We start from the raw sequence: 25,535 nt of genomic DNA, 5'->3' as shown, positions 1-25,535 counted from the left end.
TCACCTTGGAGGTTCGGTGTCAACGATAATTGCTCGTATCTATACTGGGGTCATGTCCTGATGAGGAAACCCATCAATGCGTACGACTTTTGCTCAACCAGCAACAAAATGTGTCTCGGCCACCTTCAAGGAAGAGGCCAAAGTCAAAGAGGCGATCGAACGACTCTTGAATCGCGGTGTGCTCAAGGAAAATATCTCAATCATTGGCCGCAATTTTCAGTCTGAAGCCCGCATTAGTGGATTTATTACTAAGAAAGATATTATTTTGGATGGCGTCACCACGGGTGCCCTCTATGGCTCGGTGTTTGGTTCACTGCTGAGTTTGCTGACCGGAGTCGGCGTTCTGTTTATTCCTTTTATTGGCGTTGTGGCTGCTGCTGGCCCTCTGGCGGCTGCCCTTTTGGGGGCGACCAGTGGTGCGCTCTATGGTGCTTTGGGCGCCGGCCTAGGATCCGCACTGATTTCCTTGGGGATGCCGCAGGACAAAGCTGCCATTTATCAAACGCGGGTACAGGCAGGTGAATTTTTGCTGGTCGTTGAAGTCCCTGAGGACAAAGCCGGCGAGATTTTTCTCCTATTGCAATCCGCTGGCGGTCAAGAGGCAGCCATTACGGAGATGCAAATTCCGCGTCAGCCTGAGGGGCAGTTGTCTGGGCCAGAGGATATTTCCCCAGAGGTACGCGCAGATCTCTCGGAGGCCGCTCAGTCTAAATTTGTCGAAGCCTACAACGAGGCGCTGAAGGAGTCCAACGATGAAAAAAATGCCCTCATTAAGGCGTGGGAGCACATCAAACGCCTCTTCCAACGGGATGATAAAGGCATCTACGGCAGTTAGGTGTTAGCCCCTTCTTCCCCTTCATTGCGCTTGAGGGGGGACTAACAACTATTGAGTTTGCATGACTTTAGTTCTCCTGTGGCCGCGATCCGCCAAACAGCCAATGGAGGTTGACCCCCACCCCCGGCGACCCCTGACCGACAAGACCTGCATTGGGAATACTGCTGCCGACTGCCGTTGATCCATAGAGATCAATGCCTAGTCCCCACTGGGGCACGACGTAACGCAAGCCGGCACTATAGACCCCCGTTTGCCCAAAGACCGGCGTGGCTTCGGCAATGAATTGGAGGTTGCGGACTACCTCAACATTGAGGCCGACCCCCACACCACCGACGATTTTTTGGCTGGGACTAAAGATGCCCAACTTGGGATTCAACAGGAGTGCCACATTCTTGGTTGGCTCATACATAAAGGCCAGTTCCAAGCCGCCTAGGGAACGACTGCCACCTCCCCCCTGCTTAATGCCACGATTAAATGAGCCTTGAAAGGCCAAAGAAAAGGGATCCCCTTGAGCCTGATCGAGGAAACGCAACTTCGCTGCTAGCCCCAACTGCAAGTTACCGCTGTAGTTGATGTTTTCGATAAGGGTTTCGCCGCGTTCCCACTGTTCAATGGCAATGGCAAATTGGGCATCGTAGGCAAGACCAAAGCCCACCTGAAAACCGGTTCCTGTGGTGCCGCTATTGCCCCGCAGGTGCAGCATCCCCGGATCAAGGGTGCTGGGGGAGGTAAGGGTGAGGCCATTGAGTAAAAGCTGGCGATCGCGATCCGTGAGGGGTTGCCGAGGCCCACTGCGAAAACTGGGCAAAAAGGGTGGCGCAAAATCAGGCCCCATATTGGGGGTATAGCTTAATCCCGCCATGACACCCACTTGATCCGCACCGGGCAAAAAAGCCAAGGTACGACTTGCAGGTGTAATGCCAAAGGCGTTGGTGGCTGCCAAATCAATACTCACTGAAGGGTTCACTAGAAAGCGCACACCGGCACTCCACACGGGCAGGTTGACGATCGCGCCATCGCTACTGCGCACGGCATTGCCCCCCGGACCGACGGGCATATTGACATCGGCAAAAAGATTAAAGCGAGGATGGGGCTGCCAACTGATGCCTGTGCCAAAGTTGAAGTTCGTGCCGTAAAATTCCCCTCCCTTGTTCACTGTGTCGGGAAAATAGGTGAGGTTGGGCGTAAAGTGCCACTGCAACTGGGGATTAAAGGAATAGGTCATTGGCGCTTGCAAGGAGGCGGCAACCGTCCACGTTCCGGCTCGTGCGGCACCCGGCACAAAGAGGAAATTGTCCGATCGCACCCGTACTGCCTCTAGGGAGCCAGCCACAGCCACCGATAGATTCTCGCCGCGATGCACTTGATATTTGAGACCAGCAGCGATCGCCCCAAACTGAAGGTCGGGCTGTAGCCCCTTCACCAAGCGTCCCAAGGGATCGTCGTAGTAATTGCCACTAAAGCTCACTTGCAAGCGATGATTGATCGCATAGTCAATGGAGCCATAGAAAATTTGCAGACCGCCGCCGCCCCCAGCCACTTGGGGATCATAGTTGCGAATTCCCCCCCGTAGTTCAAGGGTTTGCTCCGGCAGGATATTGGCGGTCTCCAAGTTAAAGAGACGAGTGGGCGGACGCATTAAGGGGGGAATGCGATACTGGGGTTCCTCGGCAATGACGGGTGTCGGTGCCTGCTCAGCTACAGGGGGCAAAATGGGTTGCGCCAGTTCTTCTGGCGTCGCTGGCTGCCACGGGCGATCGCCCCTAGGTTCGGGAACGGCTTGCCATTGGGGCAGTGCTTCCACCGTTGGTGCCACTTCAAAGGTGGGGTGAGTTATTGGCCGAGCCTCAATTTGCCATTGGGGCGGGCTAGATTGCGCCGTTGCCGCGAGGGGCAGCCATACACCTGCACTAAAGCCAAGGGCCAGCGTCCATTTGCCATTCATGCCACATCACTCACACCACCATCTCTCCCAGTTAAACCGATCGCTCCCCTTTCTGGCAAATTTATTCCCACTCAATGGTTCCCGGTGGCTTGGAGGTAATGTCATAGACCACCCGATTCACCCCCGGCACCTCGTTGACAATGCGGTTGGAAATGCGCTCGAGGAGATCGTAGGGCACCCGTGCCCAATCAGCGGTCATTCCATCTTCACTGGTGACAAACCGCAGCACCACTGGATAGGCATAGGTTCGCTGATCGCCCATTACCCCCACAGTGCGAATCGGCAGCAGCACCGCAAAGGCTTGCCAAAAGTCGTGGTACATCTCGGCGCGGTTAATTTCCTGCCGCACAATCAGATCCGCATCCCGCAGAATCTCTAGGCGTTCCGGGGTCACTTCCCCCAGAATCCGAATCGCTAAACCGGGACCGGGAAAAGGATGCCGCCGCACAATTTCTTCGGGCAGACCCAGCGATCGCCCCACTTGGCGCACTTCATCCTTGAAGAGCTTGCGCAGGGGTTCCACCAGCTTAAAGCGCAGGTTTTCCGGCAGACCGCCCACATTGTGGTGGCTCTTGATTTTCACCGCTACGCGCTCGCCGGTTTGCGGGTCAATGTTGGTATTTGCCGATTCAATGACATCGGGATACAGCGTGCCCTGAGCAAGGTAGTCAAAAGGCCCTAGCCGCTGCGACTCTTCTTCAAAAACGCGGATAAATTCATGGCCAATGCGTTTGCGCTTTTCTTCGGGGTCTGTGACGCCCACCAGTTGGGCAAGGAAGCGATCGCGGGCATTGACGTACTCCACCTTGATGTGAAACTGCTCTTGAAAGAGCTTGAGGAGTCGCTCCGGTTCGCCTTTGCGCATGAACCCTTGGTCAATGAACATACAGGTGAGTTGATCGCCAATGGCGCGGTGGAGCAAAAAGGCCAGTGTCGAGGAATCCACCCCCCCCGATAGGGCAAGGAGTACCCGTTTGTTCCCCACTTTGGCGCGCACTTCACGGATCGCTTCTTCGACAAAGGCAGCCGTTGTCCAAGTGGGTTCACAATCGCAGATGTGATAGACAAAGTTGCGGATCAGGGCAATACCGCCCACGGAGTGCACCACCTCTGGGTGGAACTGAACGCCATAGAGTTTCCGCTCTGGATGGGCGATCGCCGCCATTGGCGTATTGTGGGTATGCGCCAAGACGCGAAAACCGGGGGGCAACTCGGTGACGCTATCACCATGACTCATCCACATAATTGTTTCTTGCTCAACATTCGTGAGCAGATCCGTGGGGTCGTCAATAAAGAGCGCTGCCTTGCCATACTCGCCAGCGGTGGCTCGCTCCACAGTTCCCCCCAACTGTTGCACCATCAGTTGCATGCCATAGCACACGCCAAGGATGGGAATGCCGAGGTTCCAAATTTCTGGATCACATTGGGGAGCATTCTCGTCATAGACGGAGTTGGGGCCACCGGAGAGAATGATGCCCTTGGGGGCTAATTGGGCAAGTTGCTCAGCAGTGGTGCGGTAGGAAATGACCTCGGAATAGACTTGGGTCTCACGAATGCGGCGGGCAATAAGTTCGGAGTATTGCGACCCAAAATCAAGAATGACAATAAGTTGGCGTTGCAGGCCTTGGCCGGCGGCTGTGGCGGGTTGGTGGAGGGTGGAGTGAGTCAACGTTGCAATCCTTCTGATCCCAAATGGCTAATACTTTCCAGAATACCGCCCTTTTCTGAAATATAGTGTAGGCAAATGGGGGTGTGATCCTGTCTGAGAGCGGTCTTGGCTTGCATCGTTGGCTGTATCGCTGCTGTGGCTGGCGGAGGAATCTGCCCAACGATGGTACGATCGCTATCTAAGTAGCGAATGTAACGAATCACCTGCATGAGTGCCCCCCTTACTGTTGAGTCTGTGTTGGCCGTTCTCCGTCCTGTGGAAGATCCCGAGTTACGGCGATCGCTAGTGGAACTCAACATGATCCGCGATGTTGCCATTGAGGATGGCACGGTTCGCTTTACACTGGTACTGACAACCCCGGCTTGTCCCCTACGGGAATTTATTGTCGAGGATTGCAAGAAGGCCGTCTTTACTCTGCCGGGGGTGATGGATGTGCAAGTGGCGGTTACCGCTGAAACGCCGCAGCAAAAGAGCCTGCCCGATCGCACCGATGTAGCAGGAGTCAAGAACATTATTGCCGTCTCCAGTGGGAAAGGGGGGGTCGGCAAAAGTACCGTTGCGGTGAATTTAGCCCTTGCCCTTGCCCAAGCGGGGGCTGCCGTTGGCATTATTGATGCGGATATCTATGGGCCGAATGTTCCCACGATGCTGGGGCTAGAGGATGCCATTGTCGAAGTGCGCAAGGAAGCCAGAGGCGATGTCCTGTTACCTCCGGTAGCTCATGGTTTGAAAGTGGTGTCGATGGCCTTCCTGATTGATCGTGATCAGCCGGTCATTTGGCGCGGTCCCATGCTCAATGGCATTATTCGCCAATTTCTCTACCAAAGCGATTGGGGCGCATTGGACTATCTGATTGTGGATTTGCCCCCCGGCACTGGGGATGCCCAACTCACACTGGCGCAAGCGGTACCAATGGCAGGTGTAGTGATTGTAACAACGCCCCAACCTGTTGCCCTTGGGGATGCACGGCGGGGATTGCGGATGTTTCAGCAGTTGGGAGTCACAGTCCTTGGGCTAGTGGAAAATATGAGCTACTTTATTCCCCCCGATTTGCCCAATCGTCGCTATGACATTTTTGGCAGTGGGGGCGGCGAAGCCTTGGCGGCGGAAATGGGTGTACCCCTTTTAGGACAGGTGCCTTTGGAATTGCCCGTGCGGGAAGGGGGAGATTTGGGTCAACCGATTCTCATTGCGGATCCGCAGTCTGCTTCGGCTCAAGCCCTACGGGCGATCGCCCAACAGGTGGCGGCACGGGTCTCAGTGGCCGCCCTTAGTCCTGTGGGATGAGCAGTAAGCGGCTCAAGATCAAGAATCCCCTTTTTTGGTGGGCGGCTGGCCTCGCCTTAGTTAGCGATCGCCTGACGAAAGCATGGATTGTGGCCACCTATGCCCTAACAGTGCCGCCGCAAACAACGCCCATTATCCCCGGTGTCTTTCACATTACCTACGTTACAAATACTGGGGCGGCTTTTAGCCTCTTTGCCAATGGCAGTGTCTGGTTGCGCTGGCTGTCTCTCATCGTGAGCTTGGGTCTGATCACTTGGGCGGTGCTCGGTCCGAGATTAAATCGCTGGCAGCAAGTGGGCTATGGCTGTTTACTGGGTGGCGCCTTAGGCAATGGCATTGATCGCTTTCTCACGGGCGAAGTCGTTGACTTCTTGGATTTTCGCTGGATTCAATTTCCCGTCTTTAACGTGGCGGATATTGCCATTAATATCGGCATTGCGTGTCTTTTGTGGTCGGCATGGCGCCAGCGCTAGCTCGTGCTCCAAGAGAAATCTGCCAAATCCACAAGGAATGTTTCCAGTTCCCCTTGGCGGGTACCGCCGTAGAGGACATTCACTTGATAGACCCATTGATTCGTCCAATCCAGCGCCGTCAACCAGCCACTGCGGCGATGATAAGCACCGGTTTCAATGTCTATCCAGCCAGCACCCCGCACGATTTGTCCTGCTTCGACATTGGGAAACGTAAAGGTAATCGTGTGGCCGACCACAATTGTTTTATCCGCAAAGTAGGGGATGGGGTGGCCTAAAAACGACTCGCGGATCCAGCAGCACTCTTTACTGGTTTGCTGCACTAGGGGCAGTGTTGGATCAAGCCCCGCATGGACGATAAACACCGTTCCCAAATCCTGATAAAGGGGCAACCTGTGCAGCCAGTCGAAGTGCTGCCAAAGCAACTCCGTGGAGGTGTAGCTGGCAAGGGTCTCATTGCCACCACTCCTTGACCAGACAAAAAGCTGCGCAGGATTGATTTGTTTGCCCTTAAAGGCGAGGAGCATCATATCTTCATGGTTGCCGCGCACAGCACCATAGCCACCTTGGCGCACAAATTCCACGACAGCGGCACTACTCGGCCCGCGATCCACCAGATCCCCAAGAAAGTACAGGCGATCGCCCACGCGAGGTGAAACGAGATCTAGTAAACGGCACAGGCCTTCATAGTGACCGTGGACATCCCCAATGAGAACAAGGCGATTGTCCTTTGGCCACGCGGCGCGATCGCCCACTCTCGTCACTCCTAGGGTGTCGTCACGGGTGTGAGGGACAAAGAATTGGGAGCGGCCGGCACTTGAGTCGTGTTCTCATAGCTAGGACCAAGCAATGTCGCTACTGTCAGCACTTGGGGTGGGGTGGCATCGGGTGGGTAGAGTAGATCCACAGTAACATCCCGTTTTTCACCTGGACGCATATTTAATGTCACTAATGGTTCTCCCCGCTGACCCCGCCGCTGTACCAAATGGACATAGCGCTCTTGCCTCTGTCCTAAATCATCTGTAAAGCGAACACGCACCGTTCCCCGGAAAAACACTTGGGGAGCCGGGGGTTCCAAAAATTGGAGGACGACACTGCGGTGATCTTGTTTGAGAGGGGTTTGCAGCGTTAGCACCACCGACTGGAACTGACGGGTATTGTTGACCAAGGGCAAGGTCAAACTATAGTGAACACCATAATTGCCATGGGCGTAGTAGGCGGTGTCTGGATAGCGTACCAACATGGGGGCACTTTGAATTTGACCCGTGCCAAGGGTGCCGCGGTGCAGCGTACTAATGCCATAGGAGATGGCTCGCCCCGGTGCCGGAATCGTTAAAGCCTGTCCATGGGTTTGGCCATCGGTGAGGGTGGCTTGCCAGCGAGAGCCTTGACTGACACCGGCCACACGGCCATAAAAGAAGCGCCCAAACTGACCACTATTGGGGGGCGTGGGTGGAATGTCGCGGGGGGTAACCAGTTGACCGCGATGGAGCATTGCCCACCATTCCTCTAGGGTGGGTGCCCGTTCGGTGCCCTGCTCGTTCATGCGGGCAAACATTGACATTTGCGCTAAGTAAATCGGGCCACTACTTTCTAAATACATCAGGGTGGAACGGCCATTGGAGGAGGAGACCTCACCAAAGGGATTTGTATCCGGGATTAGGGGTAACTTGGGGCCGACGCTGCCATCGGCATTGAGCATAAACTCTGCCCGAACCCGATTGAGTACCGCATTGGGAAATTGAGTGGGCAACGGCAGCGGCAAATTCGCCAGCATCCGCGCTTCGCGAGGGGGAATGGTTATCTGTGAGGGAAAGAACGTCTGCCGTACCCCCCGCAGCACTTGGTTGGTGACGCGACTCCCAGGCCCTGAAAAAACAAAGCCCGTGGGGTTATCGAGCATGGCGGGCAAATTGCGGAAGGGAGCATCTGGCGTACTTAAAAAACTAGCGGCTTGATGAAATCTCACCGTGACATAGCGATCCGTTGGGTTATAGGCAAGCAGCCCCAAATAGAGGGTTGGCGTACTCACCGCCCGATTGGATTGGGTAATGTGGTGGGCAAAGACATCAAAGCGCCCCTCTAAGGGATAGTTGAGGTGAGCCGCCGGTTGCCATTTCCCGTGGGGTGGAAAGGTGGAGAGGAGAATCCCCTCAGAGCGCACCATCTCTGGACTATTGCTGTTAAACACGGGGACATCGTCCAACTTGCCGGGTAAAGGACGAATGTCTTGGGGGAAGTAGGCAAAATTGGTGGGTGTGACGTAGGCCGTTGCCGCAGGTGGCGAGGGGACTTCAGGGGGTCTTAGATTGGCGGGTACAGTATTGGCTTGGACAACAACATTCGAGCGAAGCGAATATCCCTGTACCAGAGTGGATGCATGTTGGGGTGGAGTTGCTAGAGCGGCTTGTGCCACAAGAATGGGAGCAAGCATATTCGATCCAAACCACAGCATTACATGAGTGAGCAGTTCGCAAAAGTCAGGACAGGATCATCGTTTCTGCCCAAAAGTTGCATTCCCAAAGTATAGCCTAGGTTTGTAGAAAATCCGCTCAAGACCGCATAGAGCTCGCGGCATGAGCGTAATTCCGGTTTAGCTTGCTGCGCGTAATGCCAGCCTAGAACTGGGTTTCAGACTGCGCCAAGTGCTGATTAGAAAGTGGTCTAGGCCAATTCTCGATTGTTCAGTGTCCTATAGATTGGCCACGCTCAGCACTGGACAAGTTGATGCAGGATAGCCTCTGATCTGCTGAAGGTATCCCTTATTTTAGAGTAAGTTCTGTATCCCTAGATTGGTGTCAAATATTCAGAAAATCTAAAGAAACTCAACAAAGTCTTAAGGTTTTTGCTGCCATGTTTATAATTCTCTCAGAAGCGGTAGTTGGCCGCCCGTGAGGATTGAGTACTGTCAATTTTATGAAGCCCCGCATCTTAATCATTGATGATGACCCTGCGATCGCTGACGTTTTGGCAATTAACCTGCAAATGGCGGGCTACGAGGTCACAAAGTCCTTAGATGGGATGCAAGGGCAAGCCCTCGCCGTGCAACTCTCTCCCGATCTGATTCTCCTTGACCTGATGTTGCCCCAAGTGGATGGCTTTACAATTTGCCAACGCCTGCGCCGCGATCCCCGTACTCAAGATATTCCGATTTTGATGTTGACGGCCCTCAGCCAAACCCATAATAAAGTGGAAGGATTTAATGCCGGTGCCGATGACTATCTCACCAAGCCCTTTGAATTGGAGGAAATGCTGGCCCGGGTACGCGCCCTCTTGCGCCGCGCCGATCGCATTCCCGCCACGGCAGGCCATCGCGAAATCCTCAGCTATGGGCCATTGACACTAGTGCCTGAACGATTTGAGGTCTCTTGGTTTGGCAAAATTATTAAGCTGACGCGCCTTGAATTTGAACTCCTGCACTGCCTGCTGCAACGCCATGGCCAAACGGTCTCCCCCAGTGAAATTCTCAAGGAAGTCTGGGGCTATGACCCCGATGATGATATTGAAACTATTCGCGTCCACGTCCGCCACCTGCGGACAAAACTAGAGCCGGATCCGCGGAATCCGCGCTATATCAAAACCGTCTATGGGGCTGGCTACTGTCTGGAACTGCCCAGTCAGATTGAGCCACCATCTGCATCCTAGGTTGGGTTGTTCGCAGTCGGTAGTTGTAGAGGCTTGAGGGGAACCGCTTGGGCAAAGACCTGCTCATTGATGGTTTCACCAATCTTGCTGAGGCGTTCTGCCACGGCTTGGCGAAAGCGAATTTGTAGCTCGATCGCCAAACTAGAAAAGTCCGTGATGGCAGGGTTGAGGGTGAGGGTGTTCCCTGTTCGTGTTAGAACGCCCGCTTTGACATAGTTGGCGATCGCCCGCTTAATCCCCTGCTGACCAATGCGCTGCTGCCGCCGACGAGCTTGCTCAAGAATAATATTTATCATTCTCTCAAAAGGGGCATTGCGGGGACGATGGGCAATTAACCACTGTCCCACCTGAGTCAGTAAAAAATCGGCCGCCACTTCATCGGCAAAAATACCACGATAGATCGAGACGGTGTGAATGGTTTGGGGACTGGAGGTGCGCAGGGTGTAGCGCTCAGGTAGGTTATTGCGCCAGCAGAGAATCGTTCTACCCAATTGACCATTCACCGCAACGCCAATTTGTAACTGATGGTGTGTGGTTAAGTAGGCCACTAATTCAGAGGGCTTGCAAAAGCCAAATCGCAGCGGATCCAATTGGGGGGCAACGGATCTCATTTCTAAAAATACGGTATTAAAGACCATACCCCTAGCCAATTCTCGCCGTCTTGTTGCATCAGTGGTGTAGTAGGAGAATAGCTCCAAAAGTTTTTCAGTTTCCCGTTGTTGAATCGCCGATGGCGGAATTTGTTCATAGTTCAACGGCTCAATGGGAAGACGCCGAGGTGAGAATGGCGCGGTGCGATTTTCTTGATTGGGTTGACGCGGGGGAGGCGTGCCGTTTCTGCCATTGGTGGCGGGGTCGGACTGAATGAAGGGATTCTCAAGGAAAATAAATCGGTGGCACACCCGCTGAAAACTATCACTGGCGGCATTACGGTAGGCACAGCCAATCACGGTTTTACCGTAATCCCGTAGGCGTAGGGCAATGGAGCCAAAGCCACCATCGCCGGAGATGAGCACAAAAGTATTGATGTCGGGATGCTGGTAGGCTAGATCAATGGCATCAAGGGCAAGTTGAATGTCCGCTGCATTACGCTGATTGTGATTGCGACCATAGACGCCAACCCGCTCGATTTGCGATCGCTCCAGTTGGGCGTTGAGGGCTTGGAGAATTTGATTTTGCCAGTTCCCATAGGCACGCTGGATGGCGATTTCCCCCAGATCAATAGTGCTTTTAATTGCCTCCAGAACGTTGTCTAGGGAAACAAGCTCATTCACTTTGGCGGGGTCTAGTCGCTGCCCTTGGTTAAAGACTAAGTTCTCAATGTCGTAGAGGACAGCGGTTTTTAGGGTGGTTGCTGGGGGTTGGGGTCTTTGCAGGAGTGTCTGAATGGTTTGCAGAGCCGCACTCTGGGCATGAATGGCTTCAATGAGCGGTTCAAGTTGCTGCGCCGTCGCCGTGTTAACAGCAGCGTCCCTTTGATTGTCCTTGAGGGTTTCCAGCCTCTGCATGATCTCGTTGTGAATTGGGTGCAGGGCTTCAGGAAGTGCTTGGTGCAGGTGCTGTTCAAGGTCAGTGAGTTGTCGGCGTTGTTGTGCCAGTTCTTGCAGCAGAAGTGCCTTGAGTTCGGTGCTCTCTGGGGAGGAGGAGAGGACGGTGTGAATGTCTCGAATGAGGCGATCGCTACGGCGTTGGTTCTTTTCAATGAGGGGTGCACCTGCAAGGGCACCGATGCCACTCCCTAAAAGGGTTGCTAAGGGTTGTTGGGGTTGAATCAGTGTGGCAATACCACCGAGGGCGATCGCGCTAACAGGAGCAATCAACCAAAGCTCTGGCTTCATTCAAAAGGGAAATGTGATAGGAATAACATGAATTAGAGAATCATGATAGCAAAAAATCTTTAGGCACTGAGTTGGGCTTGGCGCAGTTGGCCACAGGCGGCTTGCCGATCCAGACCCCGCGATCGCCGAATGCTGGCGGTTACCCCCAAGGCGTGCAGTTGAGCCAAAAATTGTCGCAATTGCTGATCACTGGGACGCTGATAGGCTGCTTCTGCAATGGGATTGTAGGGAATCAGATTGACATGGCTCTGAAAGCCCCGCAATAGCTGCGCTAGCTCCTCAGCATGCTGGGGGCGATCGTTGACCCCCGCCAGAACGGTATATTCAAAGGTGACGCGGCGCCCCGTTTGCTGCACATAGGCACGACAATCGGCAATTAGCTGTCTGAGGGGATAGTGCTTGGCGCTGGGAATGAGCTGCTCTCGCAGGCCTTGGTTGGGGGCATGGAGGCTGACGGCAAGGGTGATTTGCAACTGATATTGTGCCAGTCGCTGAATTTGTTGGGGAATACCAACCGTTGAGAGGGTAATGTGCCGCTGACCAATGCCAATATCGCGATTCAAGCAGGTGACCGCTGGGATAACAGCCGCTAAGTTTAAGAGTGGCTCTCCCATACCCATAAACACCACATGGCTGACGCGCCGCCTCATTTCACTCTGGATCGTTAGCACCTGATCGACGATTTCATGGCAAGCCAGATTGCGGCGATAGCCCCCTTTGCCCGTGGCACAAAAATCACAGGCCATGGGGCAACCCACTTGGGAAGACACACACACCGTCAGGCGATCGCCACTGGGAATGCCCACCGTTTCAATGGTTTCGCCATCAGCTAAGGTCAACAGAAGCTTCACAGTGCCATCTTGGGCATCATGGCGATAGCGAATCTCTGAGCGGCCAATCTCTACTCCTGCGAGGGTATCACGCCACCGTTTGGGAAAAACTGTAATCTCTTGGAGCGATCGCGCCCCCTTTTGATAGAGCCACTGATGGAGTTGTTGTGCCCGATAGCTAGGCTGCCCTTGGGCTTCGACCCATGCTTTCAACTCTACTGCGGACTGTCCCAGCAGCGCCATAGTGTTCAACCGCTTCACTTCCCCTTGATCCTAACAAACTGCCAACCTGCTCTTTTCTGGAATAGGGGCACAAGAAAGAACGCTGAGGCGCTGGGACAATTGCTTTGCAGTTTTGCTAAGAGCAGTTAATCTTTCTCTTGCTGACGGGTCAGCAGCACTAAAATTTGCGAGACCCCAGAGAATGCCAGCTGAGTTTTGTCCAAGATTGTGGCGCATGCAAGCACCTCTGGATTCAAATATTCTCTGATACGGCTGATATTCAAAGATAGCCCCTTGACTTGGTTTGAGAGTTTTTGTTAGATTTAGAGGTGCTTGAAAATCTCTGAACCTATTCCCCAGAGCGGGATTGACAACTGAATACTGGCCGAGGCTAAAAATTTTACAGTCACAAAAAAACCAAGTGCCAGAGGTGCTTGAAAAGTGACTGTGCTAAGCTAGTCCTAGAGGCATTTCTAGGGCGCCGCTGTGCCTCTACCTCTGATGCCGTAAGGCGTTGAGCACGCATCTTTCCTTTCCTTGGTCTTGGTCTTTTGCCTGTGCCTCTACCTCTGATGCCGTAAGGCGTTGAGCACTTTTTAGGATATAGGGCAGAAATCCCCATAGTATGTGCCTCTACCTCTGATGCCGTAAGGCGTTGAGCACCGTCGAGGGCAGCAGTCGAGCGTCCCTTTTCCCCGCGTGCCTCTACCTCTGATGCCGTAAGGCGTTGAGCACCCCAAGACCACACCCCTGCTAACTGGCTTGTTACCAGTGCCTCTACCTCTGATGCCGTAAGGCGTTGAGCACGTCTCGACTGAACCAACTGTTTTGTACGAACTTTTGGGTGCCTCTACCTCTGATGCCGTAAGGCGTTGAGCACACCTCTACGAGTTTCTAGATGGGGGAGTTCGACCTGTGCCTCTACCTCTGATGCCGTAAGGCGTTGAGCACTAGTACACTGCTCCTCTCGCGGTGATTAGCCCGTACGTGTGCCTCTACCTCTGATGCCGTAAGGCGTTGAGCACTAATGAAGTCATTCACCCCTAACCCCTAGGGGTAGGTGCCTCTACCTCTGATGCCGTAAGGCGTTGAGCACATTAATGTAAGTCAATATAGAAAAAATACAAGAAGTGCCTCTACCTCTGATGCCGTAAGGCGTTGAGCACATCAGGCTCAAGGCTGGCAGCTTAATCCAGAAGGTGCCTCTACCTCTGATGCCGTAAGGCGTTGAGCACTATCTTGGCAAGGAGCTTGAGGTTCTCCCGTGGCCGGTGCCTCTACCTCTGATGCCGTAAGGCGTTGAGCACGCGAAACCACAAATAATGGAAAAGAAAAAGGGGATGTGCCTCTACCTCTGATGCCGTAAGGCGTTGAGCACCGTTCTGGCCGAGACCGGGGTAACTGAGCCGTACGGTGCCTCTACCTCTGATGCCGTAAGGCGTTGAGCACAGGTCTATCCAGTAATGGCCAATCCCAGCTCCCCAGTGCCTCTACCTCTGATGCCGTAAGGCGTTGAGCACGCCTCTACCACGGCCTTGTCCCTGTCCCTACTGCGTGCCTCTACCTCTGATGCCGTAAGGCGTTGAGCACGAAATTAAACTTAAAAGGAGTAAATGATGGGTGAGGTGCCTCTACCTCTGATGCCGTAAGGCGTTGAGCACGCATTTTGACCGCAAGATGGCATCAAGAAACTTACGAGTGCCTCTACCTCTGATGCCGTAAGGCGTTGAGCACGTGCAGCAGCCGATGCTAAAGCTGGTGCAGCAGGTGCCTCTACCTCTGATGCCGTAAGGCGTTGAGCACAAAAGACGAAAAAATAAGTATTATTCTCTCAAAAGTGCCTCTACCTCTGATGCCGTAAGGCGTTGAGCACGCTGCCACATCCCCACGGCTGCCACATCCCCACTGGTGCCTCTACCTCTGATGCCGTAAGGCGTTGAGCACCTTGCAAGGGTTAACGGCGATGCGGGATGGGATGTGCCTCTACCTCTGATGCCGTAAGGCGTTGAGCACTGGATTCGCTCGGCAGCAGGGGCGGGAACTCGCATCACCCTTGATTTGCCGATGCCGTCAACAGTTGTTGCAGGTAGGTCTGCGCAGGGGAATAGTCAGGGTTAAATTCAAGGGTCTTTTGAAAATAGGCGATGGCGCGATCGCGCTCCTGAAGGGTCATGTAGGTAAAACCTAGACTATAGGCAGGTTGGGTGGTCATCCACTGGCGATCGAAGGGTTCAGCGCGATCGTAGGTTCCCTGCTCAAAGAGTTCTAAACAGCGGTGAAAGTAGGGCAAGGCTCCGCGATGCAAGCCCAATTCAAAGATGAGTAACCCCGCCACATAGAGTAGGGGCGGATAGCGATCAAAGAAGCGTAGGCCATAGCTGAGGTAATACTGAGCCGTTTCGTAGTCCTTGGCCTCAAAGGCACGGTAGCTCACCCAAAAAAGAAGATGGCGCAGCCAAGTCGTCTCCTGAGGCAGAATTCCCTGTGCCACGGCAGGGGCAATTTGCTCAAGGGCTTGTTCATACCAAGCTTGGGCGCGATCGCCATCGCCACAGGCGGCATAGTGATCTCCAAGACACACCAAGTTTTGCAGTCGGCGATCGCCCTGCTGCACCATTTTTTCGAGGATGGGAATATTGCGATCGCGAAGCTTTGCCAGAAACTGATCTGGCGTCTGTTGGTTGTGGTGAATGAGATAGACCCCCTGCAACTGACCCACCACCGCTGGGCGTTCGCGGTAATAGAGTTGCTCATGGAGTGCCCCGGCAAAGTGAAGATCAGGAAAACGGCGGCCAAAGCGGACATTCCAAAACTCACTCCAGTTGCGATCGCTCGCCTGTTCACGGCGCAGCAGACTCCACTGATTGATGGCATCCCCACTTGCAGCGCTCAACTGGTCTCGCCATTGGGGATCTGTAACCACCAATTCTTCATCGGCATCAATGTAAAAGACCCACTCCCCGCTTGCATGGGCTAGGGAGGCATTGCGGGCGGCAGCAAAATCTGCTTGCCAGACAACGGCGTGGACATGGGGGGTAAACTCGCGGGCAATGGCGATCGTCCCATCGGTGGAACCCGTGTCCACAACAATGATTTCATCCACCCAAGGCTGCACCGACTGCAAGCAGCGCCGTAATTGATGGGCTTCGTTTTTGACAATCATGCACAGAGACAGCAGCGGAGCCATAGCAGCGAAGGCACTACAGCCGTTTGAGATACTTGGCTTCCAGCAAAAAGGCACCCCGCTCTAGGCGCACGACCCAATAGTTCCCTGGTTGCTGGCCGAGGATCACCCCCTCTTCACCGAGGGTGAGGATACTGGCGGGACGCAACATTGGCATTGGCTCCGCTGTTTTCACATAGGGGGGCAGTTCCACAAGGCGAACGCGATCGCCCACCGCAAAGGCTTCTTCCATTCCCACCAAAGAATGCTCGAAATGCGTAATTCTGGTAGCACAATTTTCAATTTAATATACTGGTTTCGCCTGTGAGATTTTTGTCAAAAGTTTTAGAGTGTCTTCAAGTAGCTTAATAGGTCGGCCATGTCTTGGGGTTGGGCTTGAAACTTGGGCATGGGAGGGGTATCGCCGCTAATAATTTGCTGGATGAGCTTTGCTTGCGATCGGCGGTGGCTAATCTGCACAAGGCTAGGACCCACTTCGCCCTTGCCATCAATGCCATGACAAGCCGCACAGTTGAGAATAAAAATTTGCTCGCCGCGACTCGGATCGCCCACCGCTGCTCGTACCGATTGAATGTAGGGATCCCGCAGGGGCAATAGCAGAGAAACCCCCCAACCGCCACCCACCACCAGCACGACCAAGACAGGCAGCAGCCAGCGCCATACCGTTGATCGAACCCCAACCGTGTTGACTAAACTCATTCACTTATCGGGAAAGATTAAAAATTGTTTATTATTGTTACAACTGCATTCTAAACCCTGAGCTCAGCGAGATTCAAGCCACTAAGTAAAAATTCCTAGACAAAAGCAAGGGCTTGAGCTATCCACTAAGGACTGTGAAAGCGACGATACACCATGCGCAATGCCTCGCGATCGCCGACATTGCCGGGGAACAGCACCACTGGTAATTCGGGAAAACGGGGATGATCAGCACCTGTGCGCACCACGGAGCAGCCCGGAATCACTTGCCCCAAGAGGCGAACGGTGGCTAGGTTTAACCCTTTGCTGAGGACATCGTTGGAGGTGATGCCCCCCTTGCTGATCAGATAGCGCAAATCGGCGGGTAACTGTTGAACAATTGCCATCAGCACTTCCGAGACTCGCTGCCCAAAGGCTAACCGTGTCGCTGCATCCGCGAAGGTGAGTTCCTCACGACTGGTAAAGATGACGGGGGTTTTCTCACTGGCGATCGCCTGATCCACTGCCGCCAAGACTTCGTTGATAATGTCAGGTTCAGCCGCCCCACTGTCGCGCAATCGAGCCACGGGCACTTCAATGGGAAACACATCGGGTTCCTCCAGCAAAGCGGTCAGTTGTTCAGTGGTTTTGCGCACGTGGGAACCCACCAAAATCGCACCATAGCGGCCAGGGCGGCAATAGGTGGCCATTGCCTCTGGGGGGGTGGGCTGGGGCGGCAGCTGCGCTAAGGCCGTGAGCAAACTGGCAGCACTGCGGAACAAAAAGCGTTTTCCTTGACTGGCAAGCTCAAGCACTGCTGCTGCAAACTGGTCTAAATCCTCTTGGCTCTCGGCATCCACCACCCCGCAGACATTGCCTTGTAACTGACTCAAGCGGCTGCGCAGGGTCTCTGGATTGCGCACATCGGCAAGGACAAAACGCTCTACGGCTGCGGCGGGGATGCGCCCTTGGGTCTTTTCGGCCACATAGTCGGGTAAGTAGCTGTGGTGATAGCCAAAGACGGAATCGCGGGCAAACTCCGTTTCATGAACGGGCACCGGCTGACCTGCAACAAGCAGATAGTGCTGGCTATCACGGGTAATGCGCCCCCCCTCTAAAAAGGCAGGCACCAGAAAATGGGCATCAAAGGGTCCCAGTTCAGCGGCAATCACATCGGTTTCCAGAGGATAGTGGCCGCGGAGGGTGGAGTCGGAACGGCTGACAACCATGTAATCGGTGGTGCCGGTTTGGGCGATCGCCGCCTTCAAATGACAGCAAACGGTGCGCGTGACCTCCGCTGCGATTTCTGGTGGCAAAGCACGGGTATTGGTGAGGATAAAGAAAATGGGCACAGGATCGGTGAGGCCACGACAGAGGGTATCCACATCCCAGCGGGTCAACAGCAGGCAACTGTGAACTGTCTGCGAACCGGTGGGGTCATCATCTAGAACAATCATTTTTGGGCGCGTCACCGAGGGCATCTCCGACACTCTTTCGTTTGCAGTTTATCATTGGGGCGATCGCGACAGTTCTTTTCTAAAACATGGGGTACCTAGGGTGATAAGAATTCTTGAGAACTCTTGAAAAATCCGATCTGGTTGCTCCCTATGAATGCTGAATATGTTGTCAATGGATTATTGGGTGCCTGTTTAGGGGATGCCCTTGGTGTACCCATGGCACCGTCTTTTGAATGATTAGTTTTAGCACGAAGAAAGCTGAGGCTTAGACGCTGAAATACTTGGCGGTGGGATGGTAGCAGATGATCGCCGTGGTGGATTGCTCAGGGTAGAGTTGTTCACTCTCGTCCATATACATCCCCATGCGATCGCTCTCGAGGAGTCGCAGTTGCGTATATTGATCCTGCATATTGGGGCAGGCAGGATAGCCAAAGCTATAGCGGGAGCCTTGGTAGCGCTGGGCAAGAATATCGCGAATCGACTCTGGATCGGGAGTGCAGCCCAATTCACGGCGAATGCGGGCATGACACCACTCTGCGAGGGCTTCCGCCGTTTGCACCGCCATGCCGTGGAAGTAGAGGTAGTCACTGTATTGATTGGCCGCAAATAGCTCCTGCGCCACTTGGGTAGCAATTTCACCAACGGTCACCGCTTGCATGGGAAAGACATCAATGATGCCCGATGCCACAGGGGCAAAAAAGTCGGCAATACAGAGGCGACGCCCCCTCTTTTGGCGAGGGAAGGTAAACTGGGCGATCGCCCGCTCAGGGATGCAGGCACTTTTGTCACCAACCCGCTGCGGATCGTAGATATAGACCGTGTTACCCTCACTTTGACAGGGGAAGTAGCCATAAATCAGTTCAGGATGGAGTAGGTTTTCCGCAAGGATGCGCTGTTTCCACTCCTCAAGGATGGGATAGACCTTCTCGGCAAGGAAGGCATCATAGGTGGTACGGTCTTGATCCTTGGGTTTGCGAAACTGCCACTGACCCGCAATCAGGGCTTGGAGATCCAGATAGGCAAAGACCTCAGAAAGGGGAATCTGATCCGCCTTGAGGTGACGAATGCCCCAGAAGGGGGGTGTGGGGCGGGGAATCTCCACCGCAACAGCTTCAGAACGGCGTGTATCTACTACTTCTGGCGTTTCGGGTTCAGTCACCGAGGGGGGTTCGGGGGCGATCGCCGGTGTGGCCTCTGCCTCTGGGGGAGAGACCGTTGTGCCATCCAAAAATCCTTGGCGATCGTCCCACTGCCCTGCGGCCTTTGCCCGCATCAACCGATCCATAAAGTGCAAATCGGCAAAGGCATCCTTGCCGTAGATCACTTGACCGTGGTAGGTGGCGCGGCAATCCTCGTAGACAAATTTGGGTGTGAGGGCCGCCCCCCCCAGAATCACGGGAACGGTAATGCCTCGCTCATTAAAGACCTCCAGATTCTCCTTCATAAAGGCGGTGGATTTCACCAAGAGGCCACTCATGGCAATGCAGTCTGCCTGATGCGCCTCATAGGCTTGGATGATATTTTCAACGGGTTGCTTAATCCCCAAGTTAATCACCCGATAGCCATTGTTGGTGAGGATAATATCCACCAAGTTTTTGCCAATATCATGGACATCCCCCTTCACCGTGGCAATCACAACCGTGCCCTTGGCGGTGTCCCCCGTGGCAGATTTCTCCATAAAGGGTTCGAGGTAGGCGACGGCGGCCTTCATCGTTTCTGCGGACTGCAAAACAAAGGGCAGTTGCATCTGCCCAGCGCCAAAGCGTTCACCCACCACCTTCATGCCATCGAGCAAGAAGGTATTGATAATTTCAAGGGGAGCATAGGTTTCAAGGGCTTTGGCGAGGGTGTCCTCAAGACCAAGGCGATCGCCATCAATAATGTGGCGCTTTAGCCGCTCCTCAATGGGCAGGTTCTCCACCTGCGAGCGATCCGGTTGGGTGGTTTTGCCCTCAAAGAGGCGGGTCAGTTCCGCAAGGGGGTCATAGACACACACGTCCCCCTCAAATCGCCGCCGATCATAGATCAGATCACGGCACACTTCTTGGTGCTCTGGCTCAATTTTCGCCAAGGGCAGAATCTTGGCAGCACTGACAATGGCAGCATCCATGCCCGCCTGCATCGCCTCATGGAGAAACATCGAGTTCAGGACTTGGCGAGCCGCTGGGTTCAAACCAAAGGAGATATTCGAGACCCCCAGCAAAATATGACAGCCGGGGAGTTCAGCGCGGATACGGCGAATGGCGGCAATGGTTTCCCGACCGTTGACCCGATCCTCCTCAATCCCTGTGGAAATCGGCAGTGCCAAAGGGTCAAAGAAAATCTCGTAGGGGGGAATGCCGTAGTCAAGGGCGGCTTTATAAGCCCGTTCAGCAATGGCAAACTTTTTCTCAGCCGTTCGTGCCATCCCCTCTTCATCAATCGTGCCGACCACAACGCCAGCGCCATAGGTTTTCGCCAGTTCCAAAACTTTGTAAAAGCGGGGTTCACCATCCTCAAAGTTGGTGGAGTTGAGCAGGCATTTGCCCCCCGCCACCTTTAGCCCCGCTTCCATCTTTTGCCACTCCGTAGAGTCAAGCATCAGGGGCAGGGTGACATTGGTAACCAACCGCGACACCAACTCGTGCATATCCCGCACGCCATCGCGCCCCACATAGTCCACGTTGACATCAAGGATGTGGGCACCTTCACGCACTTGGGCACGGGCAAGGGCAACGAGGCCATCCCAGTCTTCGGCATTGAGGAGATCGCGGCATTTTTTCGAGCCACTGGCATTGAGCCGCTCACCAATGATCAGGAAGGAATTCTCTTGGTCGTAGGGCTGCGGGCTGTAGATCGAGGCAGCCGCGGGAATCCGTTGGGGCGATCGCGCCTTGGGGGTCAGGGTGGCAGCAATTTCGGCAAGGGCAGCAATGTGATCCGGTCGAGTGCCGCAACAGCCGCCAATCACTTGCACCCCAAAGTCCTCGACAAAGCGGGTGAGGGCTAGCCGCAGTTCCATCGGTGTTAATTTGTAGTAGGCACAACCACCAATGTTCTCAGGCAAGCCGGCGTTGGGAATGCAGGAAATCACAAAGGGGGAGTGCTGCGAGAGGTAGCGGATATGCTCCGTCATCAGGTCAGGCCCTGTGGCGCAGTTGAGTCCCAAAATATCAATGGGATAGGGTTCCAGAATCGTCAGGGCAGCACCAATTTCCGAGCCAACCAGCATCGTGCCCTGCTGCTCCATCGTCACGGAGACCATGAGAGGGCGGCGTTCTCCCCGTTCTCGAAAGACGGCCATTACCCCATTGAGTGCCGCCTTGATTTGCAGCACGTCTTGGCAGGTTTCAATAATAAATAGGTCAACCCCGCCATCAAAGAGACCCGCCGCTTGTTCGCGAAAAGCTGTGTAGAGGGTGTCGTAGTCGATGTGGCCAAGGGTGGGGAGTTTGGTACCAGGCCCCATTGAGCCAGCGACAAAGCGGGGTTTTTCGGGGGTGCTAAATTCAGCGGCCACGGACTTGGCCAGTTCGGCGGCTTTCTTGCTAATTTCGTAGGCGCGATCGCCCAAATTGTATTCACTGAGAACAACGGAGGAGGCTCCAAAGGTATTTGTTTCAATGACATCGGCGCCTGCTGCCAAAAAGTCCCGATGCACCTTGGCCACCGCCTCTGGCTTGCTGATGACCAAGTATTCATTGCAGCCTTCGTACGCCTTGCCCCCAAAGTCCTCTGCCGTCAGGTTTTGCGCCTGAAGATTCGTGCCCATTGCGCCATCAAAGACAATGACGCGCCGCGGTTCTGCATGGAGATACTCAAGAAACGACATAGACATCCACCAAGGCCAGCCGATTTACACCAGAGGGTTTTTCTGATTTTAATCTCTCCGGGAGCGGTACAGCCCTTTGCTCACGGATGGAACTGACAGCTCGGCCTTGACACTTCTTGCGACAAAAAAATTAGGGGTGCAGAAAAAATAGAATTCAACACCCCCCCTTCAAAAAACTGAGTACTCAGCCTGTTTTTGATGACAGTATTTCTCTGTTCTTGTTGTTTCCATTTAATCTACTTCCCCGAAGGGAAGCAAGAAATATTTGTTTGAAGAGGACAAAAGGCTACTAAAAGTTTCCATTTAATCTACTTCCCCGAAGGGAAGCAAGGATCCTTCAGGATGTGCAAGATTACCGACAATGGAGGTTTCCATTTAATCTACTTCCCCGAAGGGAAGCAAGCAAGGGTTTCTAGTTCAATTTTAGAGCCAAATTAAGGAAGTTTCCATTTAATCTACTTCCCCGAAGGGAAGCAAGCCTGAACCTCTGAAGGAAATTTCCAGAGGCCTGAGCGGTTTCCATTTAATCTACTTCCCCGAAGGGAAGCAAGCCCAGATAATTTTTTCTGGGCGGGATAGTTTTTTTCGTTTCCATTTAATCTACTTCCCCGAAGGGAAGCAAGATCAAGCATTGAAATACTTGAAATTTTTTATTGGTTGTTTCCATTTAATCTACTTCCCCGAAGGGAAGCAAGTTCCCACGCAACGCTCGTGGGAAAAATTAAATAACTTGTTGTTTCCATTTAATCTACTTCCCCGAAGGGAAGCAAGTTCAGGCGTGATCATCTGATCACGGCATTATTGGAGTACAAGTTTCCATTTAATCTACTTCCCCGAAGGGAAGCAAGACTAAACCCCAACGGGATTTAGTCTTATGGGTTCTGTTACAGGTTTCCATTTAATCTACTTCCCCGAAGGGAAGCAAGAACTACCCCTCTGAACATCATCTTTCAATTGTTCTGTTTCCATTTAATCTACTTCCCCGAAGGGAAGCAAGGAACAAAAAGAGACGGAAGAACAGGGTTGCAAAAAGTTTCCATTTAATCTACTTCCCCGAAGGGAAGCAAGAACCAGACATTGAGAAAGATATTTTGTTTACGATTGCGTTTCCATTTAATCTACTTCCCCGAAGGGAAGCAAGGCACTCAAGGCTAATGTGATCGAGAAACCTCTTCGAGGGCTTTCCATTTAATCTACTTCCCCGAAGGGAAGCAAGTGGCACAGCCCACCGAAAACGTGGCACAGCCCACCCTTTCCATTTAATCTACTTCCCCGAAGGGAAGCAAGAAGACCACTTTTAAGTATGAAGTGGTCTATACTCCCATCGAGTTTAGCTTTCCATTTAATCTACTTCCCCGAAGGGAAGCAAGATACCAAACATTAACTCAGCCATCTGAGCTATTCAACTTTCCATTTAATCTACTTCCCCGAAGGGAAGCAAGTTAATAACATCGTTTCAGTGTACCACGCAAATTCCTCCTTTCCATTTAATCTACTTCCCCGAAGGGAAGCAAGAGACCCTATAGGCTCCTATTACAAAGAACACCGTTTGTTTCCATTTAATCTACTTCCCCGAAGGGAAGCAAGTTCTAGGTCGTTTTCATACTGCTAAAGGTCGAGTTCTGTTTCCATTTAATCTACTTCCCCGAAGGGAAGCAAGTTACAGAACCCGATTCTGACGTATTCAGACTTGTGGAAGTTTCCATTTAATCTACTTCCCCGAAGGGAAGCAAGATGATTTCCGTGCTCTCACGGAGTATGTCATGGACAGTTTCCATTTAATCTACTTCCCCGAAGGGAAGCAAGGTTTCCCTAACCAAACCCACTAAAGACACTATCCTGTGGTTTCCATTTAATCTACTTCCCCGAAGGGAAGCAAGATCGAACCCCTTTCCTTGGTGTTAATCACCAAGGATAAAGTTTCCATTTAATCTACTTCCCCGAAGGGAAGCAAGTTTACTATTTCAAAGTTTTTAAACGGCCGCTATTGGCCGAAGTTTCCATTTAATCTACTTCCCCGAAGGGAAGCAAGACATTGACTTTCTGCTCGACGATCCCAGAGCAGAAGAGTTTCCATTTAATCTACTTCCCCGAAGGGAAGCAAGAGCATCTTCAATATAGCCTCTCCCTGAGCGGATTGCAACCCCCTGTTCCGAGGGATCCCCTGCGAGGGGTGTCAAATCATTTTCTACGAGGCCACTGAAAATACTCAAACCCTCTTCTAGAGCGACTCCGAGGGATTCTACGCAAGAATCAGAAATTGGGGCACTCGAATAGATCCGTCGGCAGAGAAAATTGACTAGCGTAACGCATCCCTCCCCGGAGAGTGTGCAGTCTGGGAGGCGGCTAATTCTTGAGCCAACAGTTGCTGGTAAATCTCTTCGAGGTGGGGTGTGATCAGGTTGCTTTCAAGGCCGTAGCCCAGACTAGTCCACGTATCCGACAGTAGGGCAAAAACTTCCTGTACACGTCCCTCCCGCAAGAGTTGGGGAATATCGGCATTCCAAGCGGCCGGATCTGTGAGCCAGCGATAGACCACCTGATCTTGATACTCTGGGGCAAAGCTATAGCCCTGCCAAAACCAGCTCGGCGGTTGGGGATGATAGCGGGCGGCTTTTTCTTCCCAAGTGGTGGTGAGAAATTGATAGCGGCCTGCGGCGGTGGTACATAGGTGCTGATTGGGACCGCGGCGAATGGGAATACAGCGATCGGGATGCTGGCTGAGGTCTTGGACGTGTTCGCCACCATAGAGCAGGGTGTAGGGATTGGCGTCGTTGGCCTCACTGGCAGAAATGGTGCGCATCAGTGCCCGTACATAGGGATCACCCCCCTGCATGACTAAGGGGGCAATTTGACCCGGCTGCCAGCGGTACCAGTACCACCAGAGGGCACTTGAACGCGACCCAAAAAAGAAATAGCCCATGCCCACTAGAAGAGCGATCGCCAGCAACCAACGGGAAAACCGCACCAACTGATCCTCACACTGCCGCAATTGAGCGGAATAACTCTGGATAGGCGGCTGGGGTTTGATCAGGACGGCTGACCACCTCAAAAATTTTGTTGTAGGCACTCGGCTCGCCCAAGGCTGCCACACAGATTTCCGCCACCCGCGATCGCGCGATACTCCCCTCAAAGAGGGTATCTGCTGGGGCAATGATCGGAAAGCCACCGTCATCGGTTTCCTTCAGACCCCCCGGCCGCACAATCGTGTAAGTTAGACCGCTTTCTTGGAGATAACGTTCTGCCTGCTGCTTCCAATACAAAATCAGCCAAAAAAGATTCAGGGGATGGAAAAATTGCGAGACACACAGCGACGAGACGAGAATAAACTGCTGCACATGGGCAGCTTTGGCGGCATCCACCAGATTCTTGGTGCCCAGATAATCCACACTTAGGGGTTCCAAGGGGTTGAGGCTGGGGCTGGCTCCTGTGGCACAAATCACCGCATCACACTCTTGCAGCGCCGGGGGCAGCGTCTGCGGTTGGGTCACATCAGCGGTGCGAATCTCTACCGTTGGCCAGCGCCCTTGGGCTTTGGCGGGATTGCGCACAACAGCGATCGCCTGATGCTCAGACGCTTGTAGGGCATTCACAATGCGATGACCCGTGCGACCTGTGGCACCAACCACGGCAACTTTCACAAGCTGTTCCTCCGATGGCAACGCCT

Annotated in this window: 18 protein-coding genes and 2 CRISPR repeat arrays; of the genes, 4 read left to right on the top strand and 14 right to left on the bottom strand. The window is 53.4% G+C overall.

From position 1 onward, the window contains the following. Positions 1-76 precede the first annotated feature (76 nt). Positions 77-835, top strand: coding sequence for a ChaB family protein (locus RHI63_RS02330; protein WP_302677228.1), 759 nt, complete (start codon positions 77-79; stop codon positions 833-835). 67 nt (positions 836-902) lie between these two features. Here RHI63_RS02330 and RHI63_RS02325 read toward each other — a convergent pair whose 3' ends face one another. The 3 genes from RHI63_RS02325 to RHI63_RS02315 form a co-directional block, all read right to left on the bottom strand. Then, complete coding sequence (locus RHI63_RS02325; RefSeq protein ID WP_310800416.1) at positions 903-2,780, bottom strand: hypothetical protein; 1,878 nt, start codon at positions 2,778-2,780, stop codon at positions 903-905. A 61-nt stretch (positions 2,781-2,841) separates the two neighbouring features. Next, positions 2,842-4,449, bottom strand: a complete 1,608-nt coding sequence (gene guaA, locus RHI63_RS02320) for a glutamine-hydrolyzing GMP synthase (protein WP_304941102.1) — start codon at positions 4,447-4,449, stop codon at positions 2,842-2,844. Further along, complete coding sequence (locus RHI63_RS02315; RefSeq protein ID WP_302678745.1) at positions 4,446-4,658, bottom strand: hypothetical protein; 213 nt, start codon at positions 4,656-4,658, stop codon at positions 4,446-4,448. The genes guaA and RHI63_RS02315 overlap by 4 nt, the downstream gene beginning before the upstream one ends. Here RHI63_RS02315 and RHI63_RS02310 point away from each other — a divergent pair. Both RHI63_RS02310 and lspA read left to right on the top strand, forming a co-directional pair. Then, complete coding sequence (locus RHI63_RS02310) at positions 4,657-5,736, top strand: Mrp/NBP35 family ATP-binding protein (protein ID WP_149820305.1); 1,080 nt, start codon at positions 4,657-4,659, stop codon at positions 5,734-5,736. The genes RHI63_RS02315 and RHI63_RS02310 overlap by 2 nt on opposite strands. Beyond that, positions 5,733-6,209, top strand: a complete 477-nt coding sequence (gene lspA, locus RHI63_RS02305) for a signal peptidase II (protein WP_310821783.1) — start codon at positions 5,733-5,735, stop codon at positions 6,207-6,209. The genes RHI63_RS02310 and lspA overlap by 4 nt, the downstream gene beginning before the upstream one ends. Here the strand turns inward: lspA and RHI63_RS02300 are convergent. Continuing rightward, positions 6,206-6,961, bottom strand: a complete 756-nt coding sequence (locus tag RHI63_RS02300) for a metallophosphoesterase family protein (RefSeq protein WP_310821782.1) — start codon at positions 6,959-6,961, stop codon at positions 6,206-6,208. The two genes, lspA and RHI63_RS02300, sit on opposite strands and share 4 nt — an antisense overlap. Before the next feature lie 11 nt (positions 6,962-6,972). After that, positions 6,973-8,640, bottom strand: coding sequence for a DUF3370 domain-containing protein (locus tag RHI63_RS02295; RefSeq protein ID WP_302678743.1), 1,668 nt, complete (start codon positions 8,638-8,640; stop codon positions 6,973-6,975). Positions 8,641-9,122: 482 nt separating this feature from the next. Here RHI63_RS02295 and RHI63_RS02290 point away from each other — a divergent pair, with 482 nt between their 5' ends. Next, entirely contained in the window at positions 9,123-9,851 is a 729-nt protein-coding gene (locus RHI63_RS02290; RefSeq protein WP_206200901.1) for a response regulator transcription factor, read from the top strand. On the opposite strand, the gene RHI63_RS02285 is transcribed toward RHI63_RS02290, so the two are convergent. The 9 genes from RHI63_RS02285 to RHI63_RS02245 form a co-directional block, all read right to left on the bottom strand. After that, on the bottom strand, positions 9,848-11,689 hold the full coding sequence (locus RHI63_RS02285; RefSeq protein ID WP_310821780.1) for an NYN domain-containing protein: 1,842 nt from the start codon (positions 11,687-11,689) through the stop codon (positions 9,848-9,850). The two genes, RHI63_RS02290 and RHI63_RS02285, sit on opposite strands and share 4 nt — an antisense overlap. Before the next feature lie 59 nt (positions 11,690-11,748). After that, positions 11,749-12,762, bottom strand: coding sequence for a 23S rRNA (adenine(2503)-C(2))-methyltransferase RlmN (gene rlmN / locus RHI63_RS02280; RefSeq protein WP_206201582.1), 1,014 nt, complete (start codon positions 12,760-12,762; stop codon positions 11,749-11,751). A gap of 465 nt (positions 12,763-13,227) precedes the next feature. After that, a CRISPR array of direct repeats spans positions 13,228-14,754; the repeat unit is 36 nt; unit sequence GTGCCTCTACCTCTGATGCCGTAAGGCGTTGAGCAC. Between the two features lie 34 nt (positions 14,755-14,788). Further along, entirely contained in the window at positions 14,789-15,928 is a 1,140-nt protein-coding gene (locus tag RHI63_RS02275; protein ID WP_310800411.1) for a glycosyltransferase, read from the bottom strand. Between the two features lie 13 nt (positions 15,929-15,941). Beyond that, positions 15,942-16,157: a regulatory protein SipA gene (gene sipA / locus RHI63_RS02270; protein WP_206200898.1), complete on the bottom strand. Its 216-nt coding sequence runs from the start codon at positions 16,155-16,157 to the stop codon at positions 15,942-15,944. 92 nt (positions 16,158-16,249) lie between these two features. Then, on the bottom strand, positions 16,250-16,624 hold the full coding sequence (locus tag RHI63_RS02265) for a cytochrome c (RefSeq protein WP_302678739.1): 375 nt from the start codon (positions 16,622-16,624) through the stop codon (positions 16,250-16,252). A gap of 125 nt (positions 16,625-16,749) precedes the next feature. Beyond that, entirely contained in the window at positions 16,750-18,081 is a 1,332-nt protein-coding gene (locus RHI63_RS02260; protein WP_310800410.1) for a four-carbon acid sugar kinase family protein, read from the bottom strand. A 241-nt stretch (positions 18,082-18,322) separates the two neighbouring features. Beyond that, positions 18,323-21,874, bottom strand: coding sequence for a methionine synthase (metH, locus tag RHI63_RS02255; RefSeq protein ID WP_310744749.1), 3,552 nt, complete (start codon positions 21,872-21,874; stop codon positions 18,323-18,325). Positions 21,875-22,091: 217 nt separating this feature from the next. Next, positions 22,092-23,973: direct repeats of the CRISPR family, unit length 36 nt; unit sequence GTTTCCATTTAATCTACTTCCCCGAAGGGAAGCAAG. Between the two features lie 194 nt (positions 23,974-24,167). Continuing rightward, positions 24,168-24,791 carry a lysozyme gene (locus tag RHI63_RS02250; RefSeq protein WP_399364952.1) on the bottom strand — a complete coding sequence of 208 codons (624 nt, stop codon included), beginning with the start codon at positions 24,789-24,791 and terminating at the stop codon, positions 24,168-24,170. A gap of 55 nt (positions 24,792-24,846) precedes the next feature. Further along, positions 24,847-25,509, bottom strand: coding sequence for an SDR family oxidoreductase (locus RHI63_RS02245; protein WP_310437958.1), 663 nt, complete (start codon positions 25,507-25,509; stop codon positions 24,847-24,849). Positions 25,510-25,535: the final 26 nt, after the last annotated feature.

This window comes from Thermosynechococcus sp. GLH187 (assembly GCF_031583395.1).
In the GTDB taxonomy this organism is placed as follows: domain Bacteria; phylum Cyanobacteriota; class Cyanobacteriia; order Thermosynechococcales; family Thermosynechococcaceae; genus Thermosynechococcus.
This window is presented reverse-complemented; position numbering and strand designations above follow the sequence as displayed.

Coding starts and splice junctions, on each gene's coding strand:
- RHI63_RS02330 (WP_302677228.1), top strand. CDS start 77: ATGCGTACGACTTTTGCTCAACCAGCAACAAAATGTGTCTCGGCCACC.
- RHI63_RS02325 (WP_310800416.1), bottom strand. CDS start 2,780: ATGAATGGCAAATGGACGCTGGCCCTTGGCTTTAGTGCAGGTGTATGG.
- RHI63_RS02310 (WP_149820305.1), top strand. CDS start 4,657: ATGAGTGCCCCCCTTACTGTTGAGTCTGTGTTGGCCGTTCTCCGTCCT.
- RHI63_RS02315 (WP_302678745.1), bottom strand. CDS start 4,658: ATGCAGGTGATTCGTTACATTCGCTACTTAGATAGCGATCGTACCATC.
- lspA (WP_310821783.1), top strand. CDS start 5,733: ATGAGCAGTAAGCGGCTCAAGATCAAGAATCCCCTTTTTTGGTGGGCG.
- RHI63_RS02295 (WP_302678743.1), bottom strand. CDS start 8,640: ATGCTTGCTCCCATTCTTGTGGCACAAGCCGCTCTAGCAACTCCACCC.
- RHI63_RS02290 (WP_206200901.1), top strand. CDS start 9,123: ATGAAGCCCCGCATCTTAATCATTGATGATGACCCTGCGATCGCTGAC.
- RHI63_RS02285 (WP_310821780.1), bottom strand. CDS start 11,689: ATGAAGCCAGAGCTTTGGTTGATTGCTCCTGTTAGCGCGATCGCCCTC.
- rlmN (WP_206201582.1), bottom strand. CDS start 12,762: ATGGCGCTGCTGGGACAGTCCGCAGTAGAGTTGAAAGCATGGGTCGAA.
- RHI63_RS02275 (WP_310800411.1), bottom strand. CDS start 15,928: ATGGCTCCGCTGCTGTCTCTGTGCATGATTGTCAAAAACGAAGCCCAT.
- sipA (WP_206200898.1), bottom strand. CDS start 16,157: ATGGAAGAAGCCTTTGCGGTGGGCGATCGCGTTCGCCTTGTGGAACTG.
- RHI63_RS02265 (WP_302678739.1), bottom strand. CDS start 16,624: ATGAGTTTAGTCAACACGGTTGGGGTTCGATCAACGGTATGGCGCTGG.
- RHI63_RS02260 (WP_310800410.1), bottom strand. CDS start 18,081: ATGCCCTCGGTGACGCGCCCAAAAATGATTGTTCTAGATGATGACCCC.
- metH (WP_310744749.1), bottom strand. CDS start 21,874: ATGTCTATGTCGTTTCTTGAGTATCTCCATGCAGAACCGCGGCGCGTC.
- RHI63_RS02250 (WP_399364952.1), bottom strand. CDS start 24,791: ATGGGCTATTTCTTTTTTGGGTCGCGTTCAAGTGCCCTCTGGTGGTAC.